Source organism: Rossellomorea sp. H136, assembly GCF_056838065.1.
In genome coordinates, this window is sequence record NZ_CM166371.1 from 2434748 (window position 1) to 2459286 (window position 24539).

At 40.5% G+C, this 24539-nt stretch carries 25 protein-coding genes and 3 pseudogenes; 24 read left to right on the top strand and 4 right to left on the bottom strand.

From position 1 onward, the window contains the following. Positions 1-2 precede the first annotated feature (2 nt). A complete protein-coding gene (locus ACYH0O_RS12230) occupies positions 3-506 on the bottom strand; it encodes a GNAT family N-acetyltransferase (RefSeq protein WP_482632438.1) in 504 nt (167 codons plus the stop codon). Between the two features lie 112 nt (positions 507-618). Between ACYH0O_RS12230 and ACYH0O_RS12235 the strand changes: the two genes are divergently transcribed. The 11 genes and pseudogenes from ACYH0O_RS12235 (at position 619) to ACYH0O_RS12285 (ending at position 10916) form a co-directional block, all read left to right on the top strand. Beyond that, complete coding sequence (locus ACYH0O_RS12235; RefSeq protein ID WP_482632439.1) at positions 619-1065, top strand: HIT family protein; 447 nt, start codon at positions 619-621, stop codon at positions 1063-1065. After that, a complete protein-coding gene (locus ACYH0O_RS12240) occupies positions 1062-2303 on the top strand; it encodes an aminopeptidase (protein WP_482632440.1) in 1242 nt (413 codons plus the stop codon). The genes ACYH0O_RS12235 and ACYH0O_RS12240 overlap by 4 nt, the downstream gene beginning before the upstream one ends. Positions 2304-2457: 154 nt before the next feature. After that, on the top strand, positions 2458-3000 hold the full coding sequence (locus tag ACYH0O_RS12245) for a GNAT family N-acetyltransferase (protein ID WP_482632441.1): 543 nt from the start codon (positions 2458-2460) through the stop codon (positions 2998-3000). Positions 3001-3136: 136 nt separating this feature from the next. Beyond that, complete coding sequence (locus ACYH0O_RS12250; RefSeq protein ID WP_482632442.1) at positions 3137-3697, top strand: glycerol-3-phosphate responsive antiterminator; 561 nt, start codon at positions 3137-3139, stop codon at positions 3695-3697. Positions 3698-3860: 163 nt separating this feature from the next. After that, positions 3861-4691: an MIP/aquaporin family protein gene (locus ACYH0O_RS12255; RefSeq protein ID WP_482632443.1), complete on the top strand. Its 831-nt coding sequence runs from the start codon at positions 3861-3863 to the stop codon at positions 4689-4691. A gap of 19 nt (positions 4692-4710) precedes the next feature. Beyond that, entirely contained in the window at positions 4711-6201 is a 1491-nt protein-coding gene (gene glpK, locus ACYH0O_RS12260; RefSeq protein ID WP_482632444.1) for a glycerol kinase GlpK, read from the top strand. Positions 6202-6373: 172 nt separating this feature from the next. Then, entirely contained in the window at positions 6374-8038 is a 1665-nt protein-coding gene (locus ACYH0O_RS12265; RefSeq protein WP_482632445.1) for a glycerol-3-phosphate dehydrogenase/oxidase, read from the top strand. A gap of 112 nt (positions 8039-8150) precedes the next feature. Next, complete coding sequence (locus ACYH0O_RS12270) at positions 8151-8708, top strand: hypothetical protein (protein WP_482632446.1); 558 nt, start codon at positions 8151-8153, stop codon at positions 8706-8708. Positions 8709-8993: 285 nt separating this feature from the next. Next, positions 8994-9863 carry an SDR family oxidoreductase gene (locus ACYH0O_RS12275; RefSeq protein ID WP_482632447.1) on the top strand — a complete coding sequence of 290 codons (870 nt, stop codon included), beginning with the start codon at positions 8994-8996 and terminating at the stop codon, positions 9861-9863. A 153-nt stretch (positions 9864-10016) separates the two neighbouring features. Then, positions 10017-10410: pseudogene (locus tag ACYH0O_RS12280) on the top strand (NUDIX domain-containing protein). A gap of 62 nt (positions 10411-10472) precedes the next feature. Then, positions 10473-10916, top strand: a complete 444-nt coding sequence (locus ACYH0O_RS12285; protein ID WP_482632448.1) for a DUF4064 domain-containing protein — start codon at positions 10473-10475, stop codon at positions 10914-10916. Between the two features lie 238 nt (positions 10917-11154). On the opposite strand, the gene ACYH0O_RS12290 is transcribed toward ACYH0O_RS12285, so the two are convergent. Next, a complete protein-coding gene (locus tag ACYH0O_RS12290; RefSeq protein ID WP_253275457.1) occupies positions 11155-11250 on the bottom strand; it encodes a putative holin-like toxin in 96 nt (31 codons plus the stop codon). A gap of 260 nt (positions 11251-11510) precedes the next feature. Here ACYH0O_RS12290 and ACYH0O_RS12295 point away from each other — a divergent pair, with 260 nt between their 5' ends. From ACYH0O_RS12295 to ACYH0O_RS12335, 9 genes and pseudogenes are all read left to right on the top strand, one after another. Next, on the top strand, positions 11511-12608 hold the full coding sequence (locus ACYH0O_RS12295; protein WP_482632449.1) for a M24 family metallopeptidase: 1098 nt from the start codon (positions 11511-11513) through the stop codon (positions 12606-12608). A gap of 113 nt (positions 12609-12721) precedes the next feature. Next, positions 12722-13159, top strand: coding sequence for a DUF6376 family protein (locus tag ACYH0O_RS12300; RefSeq protein ID WP_482632450.1), 438 nt, complete (start codon positions 12722-12724; stop codon positions 13157-13159). Positions 13160-13411: 252 nt separating this feature from the next. Next, entirely contained in the window at positions 13412-15574 is a 2163-nt protein-coding gene (locus ACYH0O_RS12305) for a DNA topoisomerase III (RefSeq protein WP_482632451.1), read from the top strand. A 150-nt stretch (positions 15575-15724) separates the two neighbouring features. Continuing rightward, positions 15725-16378, top strand: a complete 654-nt coding sequence (locus ACYH0O_RS12310; RefSeq protein WP_482632452.1) for a type 1 glutamine amidotransferase domain-containing protein — start codon at positions 15725-15727, stop codon at positions 16376-16378. A gap of 172 nt (positions 16379-16550) precedes the next feature. Then, complete coding sequence (locus ACYH0O_RS12315) at positions 16551-16931, top strand: CidA/LrgA family protein (protein ID WP_426891375.1); 381 nt, start codon at positions 16551-16553, stop codon at positions 16929-16931. Continuing rightward, positions 16915-17601: an LrgB family protein gene (locus ACYH0O_RS12320; RefSeq protein WP_482632453.1), complete on the top strand. Its 687-nt coding sequence runs from the start codon at positions 16915-16917 to the stop codon at positions 17599-17601. The genes ACYH0O_RS12315 and ACYH0O_RS12320 overlap by 17 nt, the downstream gene beginning before the upstream one ends. A 129-nt stretch (positions 17602-17730) precedes the next feature. After that, the gene (gene map / locus ACYH0O_RS12325; protein ID WP_482632454.1) at positions 17731-18474 is read left to right on the top strand and encodes a type I methionyl aminopeptidase; all 744 of its coding nucleotides are present in this window, start codon (positions 17731-17733) and stop codon (positions 18472-18474) included. 171 nt (positions 18475-18645) lie between these two features. Continuing rightward, a pseudogene (locus ACYH0O_RS12330) lies at positions 18646-19056 on the top strand (protoglobin domain-containing protein); the annotation flags it as partial. A 215-nt stretch (positions 19057-19271) separates the two neighbouring features. Next, positions 19272-19397, top strand: coding sequence for a hypothetical protein (locus ACYH0O_RS12335; RefSeq protein ID WP_482632455.1), 126 nt, complete (start codon positions 19272-19274; stop codon positions 19395-19397). A 44-nt stretch (positions 19398-19441) separates the two neighbouring features. Here the strand turns inward: ACYH0O_RS12335 and ACYH0O_RS12340 are convergent, their stop codons facing one another. Beyond that, positions 19442-19597 (bottom strand): DUF8096 family protein, encoded by a 156-nt coding sequence (locus ACYH0O_RS12340; protein WP_482632456.1) that lies wholly within the window; start codon positions 19595-19597, stop codon positions 19442-19444. Between the two features lie 425 nt (positions 19598-20022). Here ACYH0O_RS12340 and ACYH0O_RS12345 point away from each other — a divergent pair, with 425 nt between their 5' ends. Beyond that, positions 20023-20853, top strand: coding sequence for a 3D domain-containing protein (locus ACYH0O_RS12345; protein WP_482632457.1), 831 nt, complete (start codon positions 20023-20025; stop codon positions 20851-20853). A 344-nt stretch (positions 20854-21197) separates the two neighbouring features. After that, positions 21198-21764 carry a 3D domain-containing protein gene (locus ACYH0O_RS12350; protein WP_482632458.1) on the top strand — a complete coding sequence of 189 codons (567 nt, stop codon included), beginning with the start codon at positions 21198-21200 and terminating at the stop codon, positions 21762-21764. Positions 21765-21810: 46 nt separating this feature from the next. Here ACYH0O_RS12350 and ACYH0O_RS12355 read toward each other — a convergent pair whose 3' ends face one another. Next, positions 21811-21942 (bottom strand): hypothetical protein, encoded by a 132-nt coding sequence (locus ACYH0O_RS12355; protein ID WP_482632459.1) that lies wholly within the window; start codon positions 21940-21942, stop codon positions 21811-21813. Positions 21943-22514: 572 nt separating this feature from the next. On the opposite strand from ACYH0O_RS12355, the gene ACYH0O_RS12360 reads away from it, so the two are divergent. After that, positions 22515-24044: a glycine betaine uptake BCCT transporter gene (locus tag ACYH0O_RS12360; protein WP_482632460.1), complete on the top strand. Its 1530-nt coding sequence runs from the start codon at positions 22515-22517 to the stop codon at positions 24042-24044. A 276-nt stretch (positions 24045-24320) separates the two neighbouring features. After that, positions 24321-24401, top strand: a pseudogene (locus tag ACYH0O_RS12365) (YjcZ family sporulation protein); the annotation flags it as partial. Positions 24402-24539 lie beyond the last annotated feature (138 nt).

Sequence of the window (24539 nt, forward strand, 5' to 3'; positions counted from 1 at the left end):
TATTATAAGAACAAAACCATCAATTCTTCATCGAAATATTCATCGTTATATTTCAATGCCCGCTTTTCTGTCCCGTATGGCTTGAATCCACAAGAGTGATAAAGGCCTTTCGCTGTTTCATTGGTTGTAACAACAGTGATTATGACTTGTTCAATGCCATCCTCCTCTTTTGCTTGAGAGATGGCAGCTTGAAGCAGCCCTCTTGCGATTCCTTTCCCTCGATGTGCAGGGGAGACATACATGGCGAAAATGGAAGCTTTATGTTTCATTTTTAAAGCACCTTCACGTACAAGGGTCACCGCTCCTACTAGTTTCCCGTCATCAAAGTAACCAAACGTGTAGCTGCCCTTCTGTACAAGTCTCTCGGCTGTCATTTGAATTGGATTAATACGGGCAATTGCTTCTTCATAGCTGCTTCCGAAGCTAGAAGGACTTTGCTGCAGCATTTCCAACCGAAGCTTCCAATAAGCTTCGGCATGTTTTTCATTGAGTAATTGAATTCCCATTATTTTCTGACCTTCTTTCTGTTACATGATATGATGAGGGAAGCATTTATTTTAGCTATTCAAACTGAATTCGACATTAAAGGTGGAATCCCTTTAAATTGGAGGTATATGAATGGAAGATTGTATCGGCTGCCGCCTTGCAAATGAAAAAGAGAAAGTATTTATTATATACGAAAATGATCACGTGTCCTGCTTTTTGGACCATGTCCCGCATCAGCCAGGACATACACTGATTCTCCCCAAACGACACAAAGTGGAAGTAACGGAATTAAATGAAGAAGAAAGCCTCTCCGTAATGAAAGGTTCACAACTAGTTGCACAAGCCATTCAGGCTCTATATGAACCATATGGCATTACCGTCTGCCAGAATGGAGGCATATACAACGAGTTAACTCATTATCATATGCATGTTATTCCGAGGAATGAAGAAGCCGATCGATTTGGCGAACTGTTTTATGGTAAGGCTGAGGTTGAACAACACAGTGAAGCACTGGAAGAAACTCAAGAAAAGATGATCCTCTACATTAATAGACTACTAGAATTGGAGATAACCAAATGACAATACATAAAGATTTCGACAAAAAGATAAAACAATACGCAGAGCTCGCCATTAAAGTGGGAGTAAATGTTCAACACGATCAGCCACTTTGGATCTCTGCACCCCTCGGAACTGAAAAATTCGTACGCATTGTTGTAAAAGAAGCCTATCTTGCTGGTGCAAAAAACGTGCATGTTCAATGGTATGACGAGGAAACCATGAGAACACATTATGAACTGGCCCCGGATGACACTTTCTACGAATTTCCAAGCTGGCTGGCTGCTGCGCATGAATGGGTTGTGGACAATAAAGGAGCCTTTCTTCAAATAGAAGCTAATGATCCGGACCTGTTGAAAGGAATAGACCCAGACCGTATCCTTAATTTTGAAAAAGCAAGTGGAGATGCCCTGGACCGCTTCTATGAAGCGATTGAAAAGGATCAGATCAGCTGGTCCATTGTGGCCATACCTTCACAAAAATGGGCAGACAAAGTGTTTCCTAACTTACCAGAAAAAGAAAGAATCCCAAGCCTTTGGGACTGTATCTTCACATCCGTTCGTATCAATCAAGAAAATCCAGTCCTTGCTTGGCAAACGCATATCGAAACCCTAACCAACAAAGCAAGCGAACTCAATCAGTTAAAGCTCAAAAGCCTGCACTACCAATCGGAAGGGACGGACCTTTCCATAGAACTACATGAAGACCACCTATGGCTCACAGGAGCAAGTAAAACACCAGAAGGAACACATTTCATTGCCAATATGCCGACAGAAGAGGTCTATACTGTCCCTGTAAAAACCGGAGTCAATGGCACAGTTTCAAGTACCAGGCCACTTGCTTACAATGGTAACGTGATTGACGATTTCACCCTTACTTTTGAAGATGGGGAAATTAAGAAAGTCACAGCAAGAGAAGGGGAGGAGATCCTGAAAAAATTGATCCTGACAGACGAAGGAGCAGCCTATCTTGGAGAAGTGGCGCTTGTCCCGCATCATTCTCCTATCTCCGATTCTGGCGTTCTATTCTTTAACACCTTATTCGATGAAAATGCATCCAATCATTTAGCGATCGGTTCCTCTTACCCGACTTGTATAAAGGACGGAGACATCTTATCCGATGAAGAACGGGAAGAAAAAGGCCTCAATGAAAGTGTGGTTCATGAAGATTTTATGATTGGTTCAGAAGTTATGAATATAGATGGAGTGTGCCGTGATGGAAGAAAGATCGCTATTTTCCGTAATGGGAACTGGGCTATCTGATTTAATAGTTTCATTCTCGGTCAGTTGTTCTTCTTAATTATTTTGGGGTACATGTAAAAAAAAGGGGGCATATTCCAGACGAGAAAATCGTGATCACCTTAATATCTAATAAGGTCTTCTCTGGCCGTATCCTGCTAACGAAGGGAGAATACATATGAATGAACACGTAAGATTGGTTAAGCCAACCACTGAATTAGAAGAAGAGTACCTTGATTTTTATAATGAATGGAAATCAAATGGAGGAGACATGATCCCGTGGGTCATCAAAAAAGATCCCACTCCCTTTTCCAAGATGGTCGACTCCTTACTGCTTGCTGAAAAAGGAGAAAACCAGCCAGATGGATGGGTACCTGACTCAACTTATTGGCTCGTTTCAGAATCCAATCGAATACTAGGGGTCGTAAATATTCGCCATTCCTTAACGGAAAAACTTTCGCAAAATGGGGGACACATCGGTTATGGGATCAGACCTTCTGAAAGGAGAAAGGGCTATGCCACTAAATTGCTGGCTCTTTCACTTCAAGAAGCCCACTCGATTGGGATCGATCAAGCGTTGATTGTCTGTGATGCATGGAATAAACCTTCAGAGCGGACGATCTTAAGTGCTGACCCTGTAAGGGATGTAGATTTTATCGAAGAAGATGGTAATGTGATTCTTCGCTATTGGGTTGATACAAATGGACGAAATTGGGAGTAGAGATTTACTGTAATGAATTATTTATCTAAACCAGCTCTTGTCATTACGAACCACTCATGAAAACATACAGGTATTTGTGATATAATTTCTCCTTGTGAATAAGACCCATTTTAAATAGTAAGGGAGGGAAAAGAAGGTGAGTTTTGAAGGTCAAAAGATATTACCTGCCATCCGGTCCATGAAGGATTTTGATAAAATGCTCGAAACCTCTTTCCAGTACGGTGTGTTCCTCGATCTCCATGTTGGAATGCTGAAGAGTGTATTCGATTTCGCACGAAAGGAAAATCGGAAAATGTTCCTGCATATAGACTTGATCCACGGATTATCCAGTGATGAGTACGCAACAGAATATGTCTGTCAGGAAATAAAGCCTTATGGCATCATTTCTACTAAAGGGAATGTGATAAAAAAAGCAAGGCAAAAAGGTATTTTTTCCACTCAAAGGATGTTTGTGATCGATTCAAGTGCTATGAATCGCAGCATTGAGCTTATACATAAAACAGACCCTGACTTCATTGAAGTTCTTCCTGGAGTCATACCTAAAATCATTTCGGAAATAAGAGAAAAAACAGGGAAACCTATTTTTGCGGGAGGGCTTATCGATACCGTTGAAGAGGTGGAATCCGCTCTTGAGGCTGGTGCTACGGCCATCACTACGTCAGATCGTGTGCTATGGAAGCATTTTGACCAAAATTAAAATCTGAAAAATGTATTGACAACGTTTTCATAGTGGAGTAACATTATCCACAAGTTAATACGTTGTGAAAGAGATGAAGAGACTCACGTGAACCGCCTATTTCCAGGAGGCATTCCGTGAGTCTTTTTATTTTTAATAAAAATTAAGAAATGAGGAAAAAACCATGACAGCATTTTTAGGAGAAGTGGTTGGAACAGCGTTGCTCATCATTTTCGGTGCAGGGGTTTGTGCCAATGTGAATCTCAAGAAATCATTTGCTTATAACGCTGGTTGGATTGTCATCACATTTGGTTGGGGGTTGGGTGTCGCCATGAGTGTTTACGCCGTTGGACAGTTTAGTGGGGCCCATTTAAACCCTGCTGTTACACTGGGACTGGCGTTTAATGGAGACTTCGCGTGGAGTGAGGTTCCCCAGTACATCACCGCTCAAATGATCGGGGCAATGTTAGGGGCAACGATCACCTATTTACACTTTTTACCCCACTGGCATGCAACGGAAGATCCCGGGGTGAAATTGGGAGTATTTGCTACAGGACCTGCCATCCCACACTATTTTTCAAATTTATTAAGTGAAATCATTGGAACTTTTGTATTAGTAGTAGGATTATTATCTATAGGAGCGAATACATTTACAGATGGCCTTAATCCATTTATCGTCGGTTTCTTAATCATTGCCATCGGAATTTCTCTCGGTGGCACCACAGGTTATGCCATCAATCCTGCCCGTGATTTAGGACCGCGCATTGCTCACTTTCTGCTGCCGATTCCAGGAAAAGGGCCATCCAACTGGGGATATTCCTGGATTCCTGTAGTCGGACCTGTTCTGGGAGGTTCATTTGGAGGCGTATTTTATAAAGCCATTTTCATTGGACAAGTCACTACAAGCTTTTGGGTAGTTCTACTTGTTACACTGGCAGTACTTGGACTTGCTTATGGCAGTGACAGAAAGATCAGCTTAGCTCAAAAAGTGCATCAGCTATCAACCGATAATTAATTTTTGGAGGGGTAACAAAATGGAGAAATACATTTTATCATTAGATCAGGGAACGACAAGTTCAAGAGCGATTCTATTCAATAAAAAAGGAGAAGTCGCCCATACTGCACAAAAAGAATTTACTCAGCATTTTCCAAAGCCGGGTTGGGTTGAACATAGTGCGAATGAAATTTGGGGATCCATTTTAGCAGTTATTGCAAGCGCTTTATCTGAATCGAGTATTAAACCTGATCAGATTGAAGGGATTGGGATTACCAATCAACGTGAAACTACTGTGGTTTGGGATAAAGAAACCGGCGATCCGGTTTACAACGCCATCGTGTGGCAGTCACGTCAAACAGCGGGGATATGTGAAGAACTTAAATCACAAGGACATAACGATACGTTTCGTGACAAAACCGGATTATTGATCGATGCTTACTTCTCTGGTACCAAGGTTAAATGGATTCTTGACAATATAGAAGGTGCGAGAGAAAAAGCGAAGAATGGCAAACTCTTATTCGGGACGATCGACACATGGTTGATCTGGAAAATGTCTGGTGGAAAAGCCCACGTAACTGATTATTCCAATGCTTCCCGCACGCTTATGTATAATATTTACGATTTGAAATGGGATCAGGAGCTACTTGACATATTAGGCATTCCCGAGAGCATGCTTCCAGAGGTCCGTCCCTCATCTGAAATTTATGCCAAGACGGTACCTTACCATTTCTTCGGGAAGGAGATTCCAATTGCCGGTGCAGCAGGGGATCAGCAGGCGGCATTGTTTGGACAAGCTTGTTACGAAGAGGGCATGGCAAAGAATACGTATGGAACAGGTTGCTTTATGCTAATGAATACAGGTGAAAAAGCTGTAAAGTCTAATAATGGTTTACTCACAACCTTAGCATGGGGAATCGATGGAAAAGTGGAGTATGCTTTAGAAGGAAGTATTTTCGTGGCTGGTTCTGCGATTCAATGGCTTCGAGATGGTCTTAGAATGCTTAAGGACGCGAAGGACAGTCAGGCGTATGCAGAAAAGGTAGACACTACAGACGGCGTTTATGTTGTTCCTGCCTTTGTGGGATTAGGAACTCCTTATTGGGACAGTGATGTTCGTGGAGCAGTGTTCGGTTTAACAAGAGGAACATCTAAGGAGCATTTTGTAAGAGCCACCCTGGAATCCCTTGCTTATCAAACGAAAGATGTACTGACAGCGATGGAAGCCGACTCTGGAATCTCCCTTAAGAAACTGAGAGTGGATGGCGGTGCTGTTAAAAATGACTTTTTAATGCAATTCCAGAGTGATATTTTATCTGTTCCTGTTGAGCGACCGGTTGTAAATGAAACAACTGCTTTAGGTGCCGCTTATTTAGCTGGATTAGCCGTAGGGTTCTGGGATAATCGGGATGAAATATCCAAGCAGTGGAATAAAGACAAGCAGTTTGAACCTCAAATGCCTGTTGACACTCAAGGAGCACTATATAACGGATGGAAAAAAGCTGTTAAAGCAGCTATGGCTTTTAAATAAAAGAAACGTATGATATACTGATTACAAGTTAATAAACTCGGTTAGAGACCACGAGAGACCAAACCTGCATTATGGACCAGTCACCATAATGTTCGTTTTGGTCTCTTTTTTTACGGTTAAATAATAAGAGTGAGAGTGCAGACATATATAGATACCTGAGGAGGATCCACTTATGACATTTTCAAGTACTGCAAGAAGAGAAGTGAAAGAAACATTGGCCTCAAACCACTTTGATGTAATCGTGATTGGAGGCGGGATTACCGGAGCAGGGATTGCCCTCGATGCTTCGAAACGTGGAATGAAGGTGGCATTAGTCGAGATGCAGGATTTCGCATCCGGGACTTCCAGTCGTTCTACAAAGCTCGTTCATGGAGGTTTACGTTACTTAAAGCAATTCGAAGTGAAAATGGTTGCGGAAGTAGGAAAAGAACGTGAAATCGTTTATGAAAATGGACCTCACGTAACAACTCCCGAATGGATGCTACTACCCCTTCATAAAGGGGGCACATTCGGTAAATTCAGTACATCGATTGGATTAAAGGTGTATGACTATCTTGCTGGGGTAAAGAGAAGTGAACGACGCTCCATGCTTTCAGTTTCAGAAACATTGAAGAAGGAACCTCTTGTGAAAAAAGATGGCCTTAAAGGTGGGGGTTACTACGTTGAATATCGGACTGATGATGCCCGTTTAACGATAGAAGTCATGAAAGAAGCAGTTGCACATGGTGCCACTGTCATAAATTATATGAAATCCCAGCGATTCCTCTATGATAATAAGAAGGTAGTCGGAATTGAAGCTGAGGATCAGGTGACGGGAGATACGATTGAAATCCGCGGTTCGAAATTTGTCAACGCAGCTGGCCCATGGGTCGATGATGTTCGAGGAAAAGATTATAGTACGAATAACAAACAGCTTCGGTTAACGAAGGGAGTTCATCTTGTCATTGATCAAAGCAAATTCCCGCTTCAACAAGCGGTTTATTTCGACACACCTGATGGGCGAATGGTATTTGCGATTCCCAGAGATGGCAAGGCCTATGTAGGAACAACAGACACATTTTTTGATCAGGATAAAACATCTCCCCATATGACTTCAGAGGACCGGGATTATATCTTGGATGCCATTCATTTTATGTTTCCTGATGTATCTGTAGGAAAAGAGGATGTGGAATCGAGCTGGGCTGGTGTTCGCCCATTAATTTTTGAAAAAGGGAAGGATCCTTCTGAAATTTCCCGTAAAGATGAAATTTGGGAAGCGGAAAGTGGACTCGTAACCATTGCCGGCGGGAAGCTCACTGGTTACCGTAAAATGGGGGAGACAGTGGTTGACCTTGTATCAAAACGATTAAAAGAAGAGAACAAGATGAAGTTCCCCGCCTCTTCCACGAAGCATATGCCGATCTCTGGAGGACATGTAGGCGGATCGAAAAACTTTCAAGCGTTTATTGATCAAAAAGCAGCCGAGGTACATCAATTTGGATTAACAGAGGAAGAGGGAAGAAAGCTTGCAGCCATGTATGGTTCAAACGTGGATCAGCTCTATAAGCTTGCTCATGCTTATAGTGGAACAAGTGATGAAAGGTCCGTCCCTCCTTATTTATATGCTCAACTGATTTATGCGATTCAGGAGGAGATGGCTGCGACGCCGGTGGATTTCTTTATTAGACGGACTGGTGCTTTATTCTTCGATCGTGCGTGGGTGGAGAAATGGAAGGAACCTGTGATAGAAATAATGGCAAAGCTTCTGAAATGGAATGTAGAGCAGGAACATCAATATAGAGCGGAGTTAGATAATGAGCTTAAGAGTGCAGTAGTGCCAGTAGATTTGCAGTCATAAGCAGGAAAACGGCAGAATGAAATTTTCTGTCGTTTTCTTTGTTTTACACTGGGAATTCCTGTAGGAATCATGGTAAAATTAGGATATTGATACCGAATTGGGGGAATGTTGGTTGGAAGAAAAAAAGAATACCTTGGGAAGATTCCTCCTATCACTGTCACTGTCTTCACTAATTGCCTTTGCAATCACTTTCTATTTTGAAAAAGGTGACTCTATCACAAGAAAGGGTGCATTAAGGCAGCACCTTGAACAGTTAGAATTCAAGGACACTTACCATGATCTGAAAGTTGTTTCAGAAAAAGAAGCCGGGGAGCAATACCTCCTTCTCTATACCTATATGAATAAGGAAGGAAAAAGACAAATCGGACTGGCCTTTTATAGAAAAATGACCATCATTCCCCTTTATGAGCTATACCGGATTAATGATTCTCCACATTTATCTGTCGGAACGGAATTTCTCCATACTAATCAGTTTATCGTTTACGGTGACCGAGACGAAATAGGAGCAGACTACTTTACATACCGGGCAAATATCCAGTTTAGACGAATAGAGCTTGAAGAGAATGAGTATTTCATTCATATAGAACCTTACGAGGGAATGCTCCATGTTCCTCAAGTGAACTTTTATTCTATAGATGGAAAAATAGTTAGTTCAACTCAGGCAAAATAATCATCCATAAATATGCTTACAATTATATAAATATATGAATAGTTGATGAAATTGACCGTATATGACTATTCATTTCCCGAGAGAACTGTTCATCCCTTCTTAGTGTTGTTGAATATCATATGGGATTGCTGTAGATTAAGAATAGAAATTGACACGACTTCCTCGTCAAAAGGGTGGCTTCAATGGGATGAAGCCACCCTTTTTTTGCATTTTTTGATAAAAAACTCAGTGGATCAAAACGATTATTGCTATACTGATAGAAAGAAAAATGGGGAGGAAGCTGGAATGAATCTTAAAATAGCTGTGGTGACGGGGGCAAATAGCGGATTTGGTTTTCTCTCAACGCTGGAGCTGGCACAACTTGGATATAAAGTGATCGCATCCATGAGAGACCCTCATAAAGGAAGTGCATTGCTTCAACGTGCTGAGGAACTAAAGGTGGGGCATTTGGTTGAGGTTCATCCATTGGATGTAACGTCTGAAGCATCCATCAAGGAATTCTCTACCTCTCTTAATGATTTGGGCAGGGTGCACATTCTCCTGAATAATGCAGGGTTTGCCGGTGCAGGATTTGCAGAAGAAGTTACAATCGATGAGTTCCGTGAACAATTTGAAACGAATGTTTTTGGAGTCATGAGAATAACTCAAATTGTTCTCCCTTATATGAGAAAGCAAGGGGAAGGGAAGATCATCAACATGAGCAGCATTAGCGGCAGATTCGGCTTTCCTGGACTCAGTCCTTATGTTTCATCCAAGCACGCATTAGAGGGATACACCGAAAGTCTGAGATTGGAGCTTAAGCCCTTCGGCATATCCGTGCACCTGATCGAACCCGGTTCTTATCAAACCAATATCTGGACATCAGGAAAGAAAGTCACTCCACTCTCGATGCAAAAAAACTCTCCTTACTTTCACTACATGGAGGCCATCAACACAGAAATTCAAGCAGGTGAAGATACACTTGGAGATCCCAGGGAGGTTGCCTCGATTGTACGTGAAATAGCACTAAACAAGAAAAAAACTTTTAGAATTCCCATAGGCAAAGGAGTCCGATCAACCTTATTACTCAAAGCCATCCTCCCATGGAGCATAATGGAAAACATCATCTTAAAGAAACTCCGAATGAAAAAGACCAAAGAGGGACGGACCTTATAGTAAGCATGAATAATGTCTGAATATAAAGACTTTTATTATGTAGAAGGAGAATTTTGTCAAAAGAGAGAATATGCTAAATGAGACATTTCCATAAACTCATTTATTAAATTATTGAATGAGTTTAAATGCTTCCACACGAAATGAGGTGATTGATTGAATGAATGGATTGGTGCATCTGCTCTTTGCATGCATGAAGGACGTTTATTGATGGTATTACAAGGGAAAGAAGGAGAGAAACGTTGGTCGGTTCCTTCAAGGGGGATCGAATTGGACGAATCCCTTCAGGAGTGCTGTAACGTGAAGTTTGGGAAGAAACAGGCTATGATATACAAAGTGGGGGAATGAAGGAAGTATTTCTATAAGAATTCATTACTATGAAGTCAGGCTCCTGGGAGGAGAAGCAACCATACAGGACCCTGATCAACTAATACATAAAAATAAATGGATTTCACTTCAAGAGTTAAAGAATCTGCCCCTGGGATTTCCAGAAGATCTTTCCATCCTGGAAGCCTACATGAGTAAGAAGCTAAACACACTATCCATTTAAGGGAATAGTATCGTTTTAGCACAATATATTATAAAGTAATTATCTATAAAGGAGAGAGTAGAATGGTGAAACGTACAGGAGAAGTAGTGATGGGAGTAATCGGAATTATCTTATCCGCATTATTTTCCATAATCGGAATCGTACTTAATATGGGGATGAGTAATCCCGAGTTCATGTCCCAACTCGAAGAAGGTATGGAGAGTGATCCAAATATACAAAATGCGGAGATGACTGCAGGAGATTTAAGCTCCATTATCAACGCTGCTGAATCAACTGGATCTTACCTTGTTATATTAGGAATCATTGCGTCCATCCTGGGAATTATTGCTGTATTAACCATTGTGAAAAATAAAAAACCGGTATTATCCGGAATCATGTTTATCATTGCTGCCCTTGTCATCGGACTTGGCACGATAGGATTTGGTTTCGTACCTGGCCTTCTGTTCCTAATCGCAGGAATCATGGCTCTTGTGCGCAAGCCTAAGACAACAGACCCAGTGTATTAAAAAAGCATTGAGAGAATTTTTTCTCTAAACTAGATTTTTCGTAAAGTTTTGCTTGTACTCATCTTGCTTTCAGACTCGATTTATACTATCTTAAAAGTAGAGCATAATGATAAAACAAGAGACACTGGCGGCAACCAATGTCTCTTGCTACACAGCAAACTGCAAGGAAAGCAGTGGCCCAATAGAGAAAGGAACATAACTCTACCCTTCAAAGTTTAGGCGCTTCATGAGGGTGGGGTTATTTCTTTTTGTCATTCGAAATAACTACGGCAATGATGGAGACAATTAAAGAGCCAAAGGTAATCATTAGCGTTAACGCCTCATACGTTGTCACTATAAGCACCACCTCCTTCTATAAGGAAGTGGCCACTCCCACCCTACATTCACTGTATGCTTCAAATTATATCACAAACCCCCTCCGTACTTTATAGGCAAGAGGTAGGAAAAGCGTACCCCTATCAAAAAAACATTAAACCCCATTGAGAACCTTCAGTTACAATACGATTATTTCAAACTTTCTTCAAAATGTGTTAGCATAGATATGCTCATATTAATCTATTACATAACATCACGAAATTCGAGGAGGAACTCACGATGAAACAACGTATAGAAATGCTAAAAAATTGGTTAAAAGAAGAAAATATCGATGCCGCGTTTATCAATTCAACTGAAAATGTATTCTACTTAACAAACTTCCACACGGATCCACATGAGCGATTGATGGGACTGTTTGTATTTCCCGATGCCGAACCATTTGTGGTCGTACCTGGAATGGAAGCACGTCAAGTGAAGGATGCCGGCTGGAGTAACGAAGTAATCGGCTACTCTGATCACGAAAACCCATGGGAATTCATTCAACAAGCCATTCAAAAAAGAGGAATTGATGGCCGCGAGGTGGCTTTCGAAAATGAAGTCGTAACGTATGGCCGCAGTCAGGCATTTATTAACATTTTCAACTCACCGACTATAGTGAATGTTGAAGACAAATTAAATGAGATGCGTGTTGTGAAGGATGAGGGTGAAATCGCCATCATGCGTCGAGCAGCAGAAATGGCAGACTTCGGGGTTGAAGTAGGTGTAAGTGCACTTCAAGAAGGCATTACAGAAATGGAAGTTCTTGCGAAGATCGAGTATGAGTTAAAGAAAAAAGGCATTCGTGAAATGTCTTTCTCTACGATGGTGCTCTTTGGTGAAAAAGCTGGAGATCCACACGGAAACCCAGGAGACCGGAAGCTGAAGGCAGGAGATTTTGTCTTGTTTGATCTAGGTGTGGTCCTTGAAGGATATACTTCTGACATCACCCGTACATTCGCTTATAAATCGGTTTCAGACAAGCAAAAAGAAATCTACTCTACCGTTTTAAAAGCAGAACTGGCTTCACTGGAAGCAAGTAAGCCCGGAACCCGTATTGGTGATCTGGATCAAATCGCACGGGATATCATTACAGAAGCAGGGTATGGAGACTATTTCCCACACCGCATTGGTCACGGCCTTGGGATCAACGTACATGAATTCCCATCAATGAGCCATTTAAATAATGGGATATTAAAAGAAGGAATGACCTACACCATTGAGCCTGGAATTTACGTACCGGAAATTGGCGGCGTAAGAATTGAAGATGATGTGCTGATAACAAAGGATGGTTACGAAACCTTGACTAAATTCCCTAAAGAACTGCAAATTATTAAATAAGACATAGAGGAGGCTAACGGCGTGTTAGCCTTCTTTTCATGAAAAAGAAATGAAACCATTGCGAAGGTCATTCGTATATATTAGGAGAGAAAGCTAGGGAAGGATGAAATTCAGTGAAAAAATTTATCATATTAACCAGCTTCTTTATGCTGGCAGGCTGTGGAATCCTCGAAGAAGCAAACAACAGTTTGACCTATGTTGAGGAAATGACCGATTATCTCAATGAAGCAGAACAATTTGCCAACGATTTTCCTGGATTAGTGGAAAATGCATCTGCAGACCCATCCACCATACCGGCACTTGAAACTAGGTTAAAAGACATGGAAACAGAAATACAAGAAATCAATGATTTGACTCCGCCTCAGCTCGCAGAAAACATCCACAAAAAAGTGGAAGGATATAATGAGCAAGCGCTGGAAGGAATTGATCGAGCCTTAGTAGAAATTGATAAGGGAGAAGTCCAAATTTCTGAGTTACAAAACCTTGAGATCGTTAACACCTTTAATCAGTTACAAGAAATTAAAGGTAATCTGGAAAATTTAGGACAATAAGCTAATGGTGTTACGGATAATACTTTTCCGTAACACCATCATACTGTAATATAACATTACCCAATTTCCACTCTAGCTACAGTCACATCACCCCCTTGGCAAAAAAAATCAACCCTATTCTATCAAGTAGATTTGTATTAAACTAGTTTCAAATATGACCGAAAAAAACAAATATGATTTCTCACATATAGAACAAGAGTTCTTAAAAACATGCTATAATGAAGGAATCATAGAGATGGACAGGAGATTGTTATGAAAGTTGTTATTGCCGAAAAACCCGATCAAGGAGCAACCCTCGCTAAACCTTTCCCTCATCGAAAACGCCAAGGTTATATTGAAATACAATCTAATGATGTGTTCCCTAAAGGAGCTTATATTACATGGGCTGTAGGTCACCTCTTTCAGCTTCAAGCCCCAGAAAAATATGAAAGCAGATGGAAAAAATGGACGTTAGAAGACCTCCCCATCATTCCCCATCGATTTCAATATGAGCTTCAACGGGCAAAAGCTAAACAATTCGCAGTCATTAAAGAACTTCTAAAGAAAAGTGAAGTCACAGAAATCATCCATGCAGGGGATGCGGGGCGTGAAGGTGAGTTGATCATCCGGAATATTATTTCAATGTCCCGCGTGCAGAAGCCCATGAAAAGATTATGGATATCATCCCTGACAGAGAAAGCCATCATTCAAGGGTTCACCAGTTTGAGAGAAGAAACGGAAATGCGGAGCCTCTATTATGAAGCCTATTCCCGCGCTTGTGCGGACTGGCTTGTTGGAATGAATGCATCGAGAGCGTATAGCATTCTACTAAAACAGCAAGGTATGTCGGATGTTTTCTCTGCAGGAAGGGTACAAACACCGACTCTTGCTTTGATTGTAAAAAGAGATGAAGAAATAGAGCAATTCAAAAGCGAACCCTTCTGGGAAGTGAAAGCAGCCTTTCAAATGGGAGACCACACGTACGAAGGGGTTTGGCAAAAGGATGGAGAATCCCGAATTCAAACAAAGGAACTGGCAGAGAAGATTGCTTCGTTCTGCCAAGGGAAGCCTGCAAGCGTTCTGGAGATGAAAACAGAAAGAAAAGAATTTGCTCCTCCATTGCTTTTCAATCTATCAGCTCTTCAGGCAACGATGAACAAAATATATAAATTTTCACCAAAAAAAACACTGGATGTCCTGCAAAAACTTTATCAAAAGGGCATTGTATCTTACCCAAGGTCAGATTCACAATATGTAACGAAAGGGGAAGCTGAAACATTTCCGGAAATATTGTCTAAGCTTCAAGAATATAGCCCATACAATAGCTGGATCCCCACTCCTAATGAGAGCCTGCTGAATAACAAGCGTTTTGTAAATGAAGCAAAGGTTTCAGATCACTACGCGATTATTCCAACAGAACAAGTAACTGACCCTCAATCGTTATCAGGGGACGAAAGGAAAATATATGATGTTGTGGTTAAACGCTTTATCGCTGCACATCACGACAAAGCTGTGATCCATTACACTACTATCACTACCGTCGTGGACGACCGGGCTGAATTCATTTCTAAAGGAAAGCAGATTCTTCAAGAAGGATGGCGGCAGGTTCTGATGCAGAATGAAAAGGATGATGAACCGCTGCTGCCACCTGTTGAGGAAAGCGACAAGGGTAATGTCAAAAGTGTCCATACGAAGGAAGGAAAAACCCAGCCACCTAAGCGTTATACAGAAGGGCAATTGATTACCTTAATGAAAACAGCGGGTAAATACATGGATAATGATGAGCTCGAGAAAGTGTTAAAGCAAACAGAAGGTCTGGGTACCGAGGCAACACGCGCTGGAATCATAACCATGCTTAAAGATCGGAACTACATTGATATCCAAAAGAATATTGTTTATCCAACCGATAAAGCGAAAGTTTTGATTCGGGCAATAGGTGAAAATGTGTTGGCATCAGCTGAAATGACGGCAAAATGGGAACAGCGACTACATGAAATAGGAAAAGGGCAAGCTTCCGCACCCGAGTTTATGGAGCAAGTGAAGAAATTAAGCGAAAAACTTGTTCAAAACGCTCTTGAAGAGGCAAACAGATGGAATTTCGAAGATCTTGATACCGCTTCCATCCAAAGGTCCAAAGGGAGTAAAGGTAAAAGATCAGCGAAAACCATTGTCGGCACATGTTTGAAATGTGGTGGGAAAGTGGTTGACAAAGGAAAATTCTACGGTTGCTCCAATTATCAAAAAACAAAATGCAGCTTCACCATTTCTAAGACCATTCTCTCGAAGCGTATGACACAAGCAATCGTAAAAAAAGTGCTTGCGGATGGAAAATCCGAACGCATCGACGGTTTCAAAAAAGGAGAGAAGGAGTTTTCAGCTTACCTTAGTTGGGATCCTGTTGAAAAGAAAATTCAATTCGTATTTGATATACATTAATCCATATAAACGACTCTCAATAAAGGAGTCGTTTTTTTCTGCTTAAAACCTTGTAAAAGAAAAATAATTGGATTACGGAAGTTTAACTTCATGAGAAGAGGATAAAACAAAAGGGTAGGAAAACAGCTATATAAAAATGGAGGGTACACATTGAAAAAGATATTAATGGTCTTAACGAATGAAAGTAAAATTGATGATGAACACGAAACAGGTCTTTGGTTATCTGAGTTCGCTGAACCATATGAAGAATTTAAGAATCAGGGATTCGGTGTAGATGTGGCTAGCTTAAAAGGAGGCCGAATTCCTTTAGATCCTAACAGCCTTGATGATGAACAGGTGGAAAAGTGGAAGGGTGTGACCAAAGAATTGGATCAAACAATGGTCCTTTCGCAATTGAACGTTAACGAATATTCAGGGATATTCTTACCTGGCGGACACGGAACGATGTTTGATCTACCTGACAGTCCAGAACTTCAACAAGCACTGGCCCACTTTGCTGAAAACAACAAAGCCATCGGATCTGTATGCCACGGTCCTGCTGGTTTCGTTGGAACGAAACTCTCAAATGGAAAATGGCTGGTTGAAGGAAAAAGCATGACAGGGTTCACCAATGAAGAAGAACAACAAACGGGCCTTGACTCATTAATGCCTTTCTTATTGGAAACAAAATTAAGAGAGCAAGGGGCTCAATTTGAAAAATCTGAAGCATGGAGTGAGCATGTCATCACTGATGGGAAATTCGTGACTGGGCAGAATCCACAATCCAGCCAGTCAACAGCAGAAGCGTTCGTAAAATTAATTTAATAACGAAATAATTAATGAAAGGGATTTTCTTTAAGGAGCCAATCCATACTATTCTTACTAAAAGAGCATGGGGTGAGAACACCTCATGCTCTTTTTTTGATTTCAACCTATTCTCTATTGACCTGCCATTTGTGATAAAATCGTGAGAAGACTATAAAGCGAGGAGAAAATTATGCAGGTTGTTCGGACCATCATTCAAATTGCCATTCTATGCTTATTTTATGAAATTGGAAAGTGGTGTACAGACTTCTTTCAATTACCCATTCCCGGAAGCGTAATCGGGATGCTTTTTTTGTTTCTACTATTATTAACGGGTGTAGTGAAAGAAAGGTTATTAATGGACGGGACAGGATTTTTCCTAAGACATTTTTCCTTCTTTTTTCTTCCCTTGTCTGTTAGTGCAATGGTTCTGGGGCCATATTTTATAGATTTCGGATGGAAACTCATTGTCATTCTGGTTATTAGCGGGATAACTGGATTTGTAGCAACAGCCTTATCAGCAGAGAGTTTAATAAGATGGAAGGAGAAACGAAACCATGATCCATCTCATTAGTACACTGTTGGCATTAGCCATTACAGTATTGTATTTTATCTTTGGGGTAAAGATTCACCGACTTTGGCCAAACCCCGTAACGATACCTATATTTATTAGTACGATTGCTGTCATTGTCACATTATTGATCATCGATATTCCTTATGAACAGTATGCAGACTTCACTTCTTTCATAACGTATTTACTAGGACCTGCTACTGTTGCCCTTGCGTATCCCCTTTATCAGCACCGAAAATTATTAGTACAGCATGTACAGCCTATCCTTATCGGTATCCTGTTCGGAAGTGGAATGTCTATGCTTATTTCTTATTTCTTCAGTATGTGGTTGGGGATCCCATCTGAATGGAGCCGCTCCTTGCTTATTAAAACCATTACAACCCCAGTAGCAGTTGATATAGGAAAGGTGATTGAGGCGAATATAGAAGTCATTCCAACGGTGGTCATTGTGACGGGTATGTTCGGAGCTATGATCATACCGACTATATTAAAGTGGCTGCATGTAAATCACCCCATTGCAAAAGGGCTTCCATTCGGGGTGATTTCCCATGGAGTAGGGACGGCACAGGCTATTAAAGAGGGCGAAAGAGAAGGGGCAGTAAGTGGTGCCGCCATGGCATTAACCGCCACGATCATGTCCTTCGTCATTCCGCTCCTATTTCTTTTTGTTTGATATAGTAATTGAAGGGAGCGAATCCCATAATAATTAACCACCCTACTAAACAACAGCTTTCCCTTTTAAAACATAGTGTGTTTCGGTATAGTAAGGGAAGGTAAAATTTCAAAAGAGAAGGAAGATAATATGATTGTCAAAACTGATGAAGATTTAAAAGCGTTAAAAGAAATCGGCCGCATTGTGGCGATGATCCGTGATGAATTACGCTCTCAGACAAAGTCTGGAGTAACGACTAAAGAGCTTGACGATATTGCTGGAAGACTGTTTGAAGAAAACGGAGCCATTTCAGGCCCTAAAGGAGAATATGATTTTCCTGGTTTCACATGTATCAGTGTGAATGAAGAAGTGGCCCATGGGATACCCGGTGACCGTGTGATCAAGGAGGGAGACCTTGTCAATATTGACGTATCCGGTTCTAAAGATGGCTACTATGCTGATACAGGAATCTCATTTGTTGTTGGGGAGGGAGACCCAAAACTTACAGATTTATGCGGGGCGGCATTAAAATCATTCCAAGCGGGACTCCAGAAAGCAAGAGCTGGATCAAAGCAAAACGGAATCGGCAAAGCGGTTAATAATGAAGCGCGAAAAAATGGTTATACGGTGATTATGAACTTAACTGGCCACGGTGTAGGACGGTCTCTTCATGAGAAACCTGATCACATCTTAAATTATTTCGATCCATGGGATAATGCACTGTTAAAAGAAGGAATGGTCATCGCATTTGAACCCTTCATCTCAACCAAAGCACAAAACGTAATCGAAAAGGGAGACGGCTGGACCTACATCACACCCGACAACAGCTTCGTTGCCCAAATCGAACACACCATCATCATAACCAAAGACGAACCAATCATTTTAACACAATAAAGCAGTGAGGGACGGACCTTGATTCCTAGGAGTAGCTCCTAGGATCAAAGGTCCGTCCCTCTTTTTGTATATTGAACATCATTTGAACGAATTAAAAGAAGTTCTCCCCGTCTATAAGCAGTTATCCGATTCTTTGCTTGAAACGGTAATGAATCATCTCTACAAACATCCAGTTTAGTCGAAATCGATGTTAACCACTCCAGCCGTGAACGTTTAAAAACCGTTTTCCATGATTACTTTCGTTCACTATTCTCTGGTGAGTTAAATGAAGAATGCTTCTCCATGAGGGAGAGGATGGGGAAGACCCATAACCGGAATGGCGTATCAATCGATTGGTTTATTTCCACCTACACAACCATTCAGCATTTATTGATCCCAAAGATTGTAGAACTCTATCAAAACGAACCATCTAAACTCGCTTCCGTACTAGTCGCAATTGATCATGGTATACATTTAGACGCAAGTATTGTATCTGAATACTATATCCAAAGCAGAATGGATGAGCTCGAGAAACTTCATCAAGAAAATCAGGCACTACAAGTAGAAATGCTCAACATGAATACAGAACTCGGCTGGTCATAAAGTCAAACTGAGATAAGCCTAAATGAGACAGCTACGAAAGCGGAGCGTATTCGTGTGAGCAACTCCATTCATCAGCTCGTGAATGAAAGCAACAAGCAAGTAGGAGTTGTCTCAAACCGGGTTCGTAACATAACTGAATTAACTGAGACTCCCGCAAAGAAATAGGGAATGTACAAAACGGCATTATGACCGTTCAAATGGAAATGGAAAACTATATGGGTATGTTCAAGCGAAATCAATCTGAATTAAATCATATTGTAGAAGCCATCAGGCAAATTAATCATACTACAGATGAATTGGTTCAGTTTGCTTCTACGACCATTCAAAAAATGAATAAATAGAAAAAAGGGAAACCGATTTTTGATACCGGTTTCCCTTTTTTCTATTAAACGATTTTCGTTTTACCACACTCTTGACACTTTCGATAAAACTTTCCATCTGATACACGTGATTTAAATATATTGTTCCCACATTCGCAGCGACCACTGTGTTCGTCGGGATCATCTTTATAAAGTACGATATTTTCTTCCTGATTCTCCAACCTTGTCATCCTCCAGTTCAACCAGTACTTCTTATAGTATAGTAGGAATCTTCTAGCTTGTTAAGATTAAACTTCCTTCTTTTTTAAGACTATATCTTCTTCAATTAAAAAATATTTGAAGCATTTACGATTTATTCACCTACCAAAAAGACAACTTGACCTCTAAAATCAGCGTCAAAATAGAATAGAACTCTTTAACTTTTTTATCCATAAATACCCTTTAGGTCTATTATTTTCATCTGAAATTACCATAGTATTCCTATAAATGATAGTTTATACAAGAAATCGCTTTCTATTACAGTTGTGAAATATTCTTGACGCAGGATATTAAAGTTCCTGTTATTGAATTGAGATTTTACTATGTTAGTATTTTCCCTGTTAGCAAAAACAAATAAACCGCTAGCTACATAAGGAGGAATTTTACAATGAAACTAAAAAAATCGATTATTTCTGTGGCTGCATTTACTACACTTGCAGTGTCTGGTGGAGCTAGCGCTTCAGCACAAGACATCGAAGTTAAAAAAGGTGACACTTTATGGGGAATTGCCCAGGAATACGGTACATCCGTTGATAAACTCATGAAATGGAATAATTTAAATTCACACTTAATCTATCCTGACCAAGAACTCACGGTATCATCCAAAGAGTACTATACAGTTAAAAAAGGTGACACACTCTGGGGAATCTCTTCACAATATGGAGTTTCCGTCGACAGTTTAATAGGCTGGAACGCTCTTGAAAGTGACCTGATTGTCCCTGGACAAGAATTAATCCTCAATCTAGAAGATAAAAAAGCACCTTCAGCTACTGCAAATACTTCTGAGCAAGCAGCAGCTCCTGCTCAAGAAGAAACAGCAGAAGTAGCTCCAGAAGCTGAAGCGCCTGCAGCAGAACCAGCTGAGGCACAACCTGCTGAAGAAGAACCGGCAGCAGAAGAACCAGCTGCACAAGAGGAAGCTGTAAAGGAAATCACTGTAGAAGCAACTGCTTACACAGCAAGTTGTGAAGGCTGCTCAGGTACGACAGCCACTGGTGTAAACCTTTTAGAAAATCCAGATGCTAAAGTGATTGCAGTAGACCCGGATGTAATTCCACTGGGATCAAAAGTATTTGTTGAAGGCTACGGCTATGCAACCGCCGAAGATACAGGTGGAGCGATTAAAGGAAATCGAATCGATGTATTCATCCCATCAAAAGACCAAGCCGTTGATTGGGGCAGAAAATCAGTTAACGTAAAAATCCTTGAAAGTAAATAATAGATTGGAAACCACTGAGAAGTCATTCTCAGTGGTTTTTTATTCTTCAACACATTTTTAATAGCTTATCTCTAAACACAATATGCAAATGGAATAACTTTCTTAATAGCTTCTTCATTACCAATTTGCTTTCAATTCATCCACGCTTTTCAACTAGTATTTCCCTTCAAATGAAAGACTTAGAAGCACTTCCAGCTGAATCGACAGAAAACAATAAATATTACAGGCTTGTCATCTAATTGTTATCGGTTTATAAACACTCTGTTATATATCTGAGGTAAGTCTATGTTACTATTTCTACTGTTGGTTTCATAGACCAAACACAAAAGGAGGAATTTTACAAGATGAAAAAAGCATTATTTTCCATTTTTTCCTTCACAGTTTTTCTAACAATCGGACTTACTTCTGCCTCCGCAGAACCAAAAGATACTGCAATGAATGATTATCATAATATAGAAAAAGGCGATATTCTTTGGGAGATTGCAAATCGATATCATGTTTCGATCGATGAGGTTGGCACTCGCCAACAACTTTTAGAAGAAGGTTATACTGTGAATAACGTACAAGAAGAACAAGCTGTTAAATCCGCTGATACGGAAACTTCCGGGGACAATGTTGTAAAAGAGGTTAACGTAACCGCTACGGCGTATACAGCTTATTGTGAAGGCTGTATAGGCATTACAAAGACGGGGGTGGACTTAATCGAGAACCCCGATGCCAGAGTCATTGCCGTCGATCCGAGTGTCATTCCACTGGGATCTAAGGTTTATATAGAAGGATACGGTTATGCCCGTGCGGAAGATACAGGTGGAGCCATTAAAGGGAAACGCATCGACATTTATATGGAAAAAGAAAAAGATGCCCTTAAATATGGTGTACAAGATGTCAATGTGAAAATTATTGAAGAGTAACGAATAGGAAAGGGCGCCGACTTTGGCGTCCTTTTTGTATCAAAAACTATTTTCCTTGAACTTCAGAGCCTTTTCTAGCAGAAGGAGCTACGGATTTCATCTCAATTTCCTCACCCATTTGTTGTTGAGCTAATTTTACAGCTGTTTCATGTTGTGTTTTGTCTTGCTTATTTTTCATGACTCGACCTCCTCCCATACATTCTTTTATTAACCTTTACCGAAACATGAAAATTACTACAAGAACTTCATCCATAATTCCCAGTTAAACTTCAAATGAATTTAGAGAAAATCATTAATTATATCCTTCATAACGTATATTCTCCCAACATAAAAGTTAAACCATGTTTGTCAACCATATTCGACTTAACGGATTTATTAAGCGTATTTATTTCCAGTTTCTAATGCTAGAAAATTCCTGAATGGACTTTCAAGGAAAAAAAGAATTGGAATGAAAACGTTTAAATGACAAACACTATAAAAAAATATAATGGTTATTACTTGCAAAGTTAAACTTTTTTCTGATAGGGTAACAAATGTTGGTTTATGAGAGTGTGGTGAGGGAATAGGTAATAAGTAATTCCTCCACATTCCTCAGAATGCACATATTCCCATCTGCATTAACTGAGACTCTTTCATGATGAAGATTATTGCCGCTGGTGTACATACTATGATAAACACCCTTAATCCGGCTGTCGTTACCTTCATACAGAAAAGAGCAAAAAATACATTGAAAATGGAAAGGAGAATTTTATGAAGAGGATATCAAATGTTTTCTGGATTACCGTTGCATTGGTTGCAGCTTCTGTTGCCTATGGTGTCATCGCGCCAAAGTCATTTGAAAATGTAACAGCTGATATGCAAAGCTTTATCACCTCAACATTCGGTTGGTATTATCTTATTTTAGTCACAGTGATAGTTATTTTCTGCGTATTCTTGATCTTTAGTCCAATCGGAACGATAAGATTAGGAAAGCCAGACGAGAAACCTGAGTACACGAAAGGAACATGGTTCGCCATGTTGTTTAGTGCAGGGATGGGAATCGGTTTAGTATTCTGGGGGGCAGCAGAGCCGCTGTCACACTATTTGACGCCTCCACTTGCTGAAGGTGGAACGAATCAGGCGATCAAGGAATCAATGCGTTATACGTTTTTCCATTGGGGAATACATGCATGGGCGATCTATGCGATTGTCGCTTTAGCACTCGCTTATTATAAATTCCGTAAAGATGAGCCTGGCTTAATCTCAGCTACATTGAGACCGATCTTTGGAGATAAAGTGAACGGTCCACTGGGAACGGTCATCGATGTACTGGCTGTATTCGCCACTGTTGTCGGTGTTGCCACAACGCTTGGATTTGGTGCAGCACAAATTAACGGAGGACTCTCGTATCTACTGGGAGTTCCAAATAATTTCACCGTTCAATTCATTATCATTGCGGTAGTAACCGTCTTATTTATGATATCGGCATGGTCTGGATTAAGTAAGGGAATTAAATATCTATCTAATACGAATATGGTACTGGCAATTGGACTGTTCGTGTTAATGTTCTTTATTGGACCTACGTTGCTCATCCTGAATATGTTCACTGATACACTCGGTGCCTATATTCAAAACATCGCTGCCATGAGTTTCCGGATTGCCCCATTAAACGAGGAACATCGCGGGTGGATCAATGGCTGGACGATTTTCTATTGGGCATGGTGGATTTCCTGGTCTCCATTTGTCGGAATCTTCATCGCACGTGTATCACGAGGCAGAACCATTCGTGAATTCTTAATCGGTGTACTACTGCTGCCTGCTTTAGTCAGTTTCATTTGGTTCGCTACTTTTGGTACATCTGCCGTTGAAATTCAACAAGCAGGAACAGATATATCAGGTCTAAATACAGAAGAAGTGTTATTTGCTGTATTTAACGGTTTTGAATGGTCAACGATCCTTTCAGTCATTGCCATCACATTAATAGGAACATTCTTTATTACGTCTGCTGACTCAGCTACATTCGTTCTGGGAATGCAAACAACCTATGGATCGTTAACTCCGCCTAACTATGTGAAGTTAACTTGGGGACTTGCTCAGTCTACTGTTGCATTAATCCTGCTCTATAGTGGAGGACTACAGGCATTACAAAATGCATTAATTGTCGCAGCGTTGCCATTCTCAGTCATTATGGCCCTGATGATGCTGTCTCTGTATAAATCACTGAATCAAGAGAAGAAAGAGCTTGGATTATACATCAAACCTAAGCCACGAAAAACAAAAGAGCCTAAAGAGCACATGTAGAAATCGTTTTTGCGCCTGGAATTTTTCCAGGCGCATTTTTCATATCAAGCACTTCCTTTCTAGACATTTTACTCATTTTCTTCTCCTCCATGATACGCAAAACCCACTGTTCATAGGCAATCTGCTCCAGATGCATTACATTGACAAAAAGTGAATACTGATTTTAATTAACCTACAATTTGTCCACTACATACATTAATATCGTAGTAAGATAACTGGAGGTGACTGATGATGTATGGATATGGATACCCTGGATATGGATATGGCTGCGGTGGTGGTGGCTACGCTGGTGGCTTCGCGTTAATCGTAGTTTTATTCATCCTATTAATTATCGTTGGAGCAGCGTTTGTTTGTTAATAATAAATGAATGATGGCTAGGTGACCTCGACAAAGTCAATGATTTCTCTACCAACATCCGGTGAAGAAAGAAAGGATTACTGGGGTCATCTTTTTTTACATAATGATTGTCACATAGTGGTTCTCGTATTAGAATAC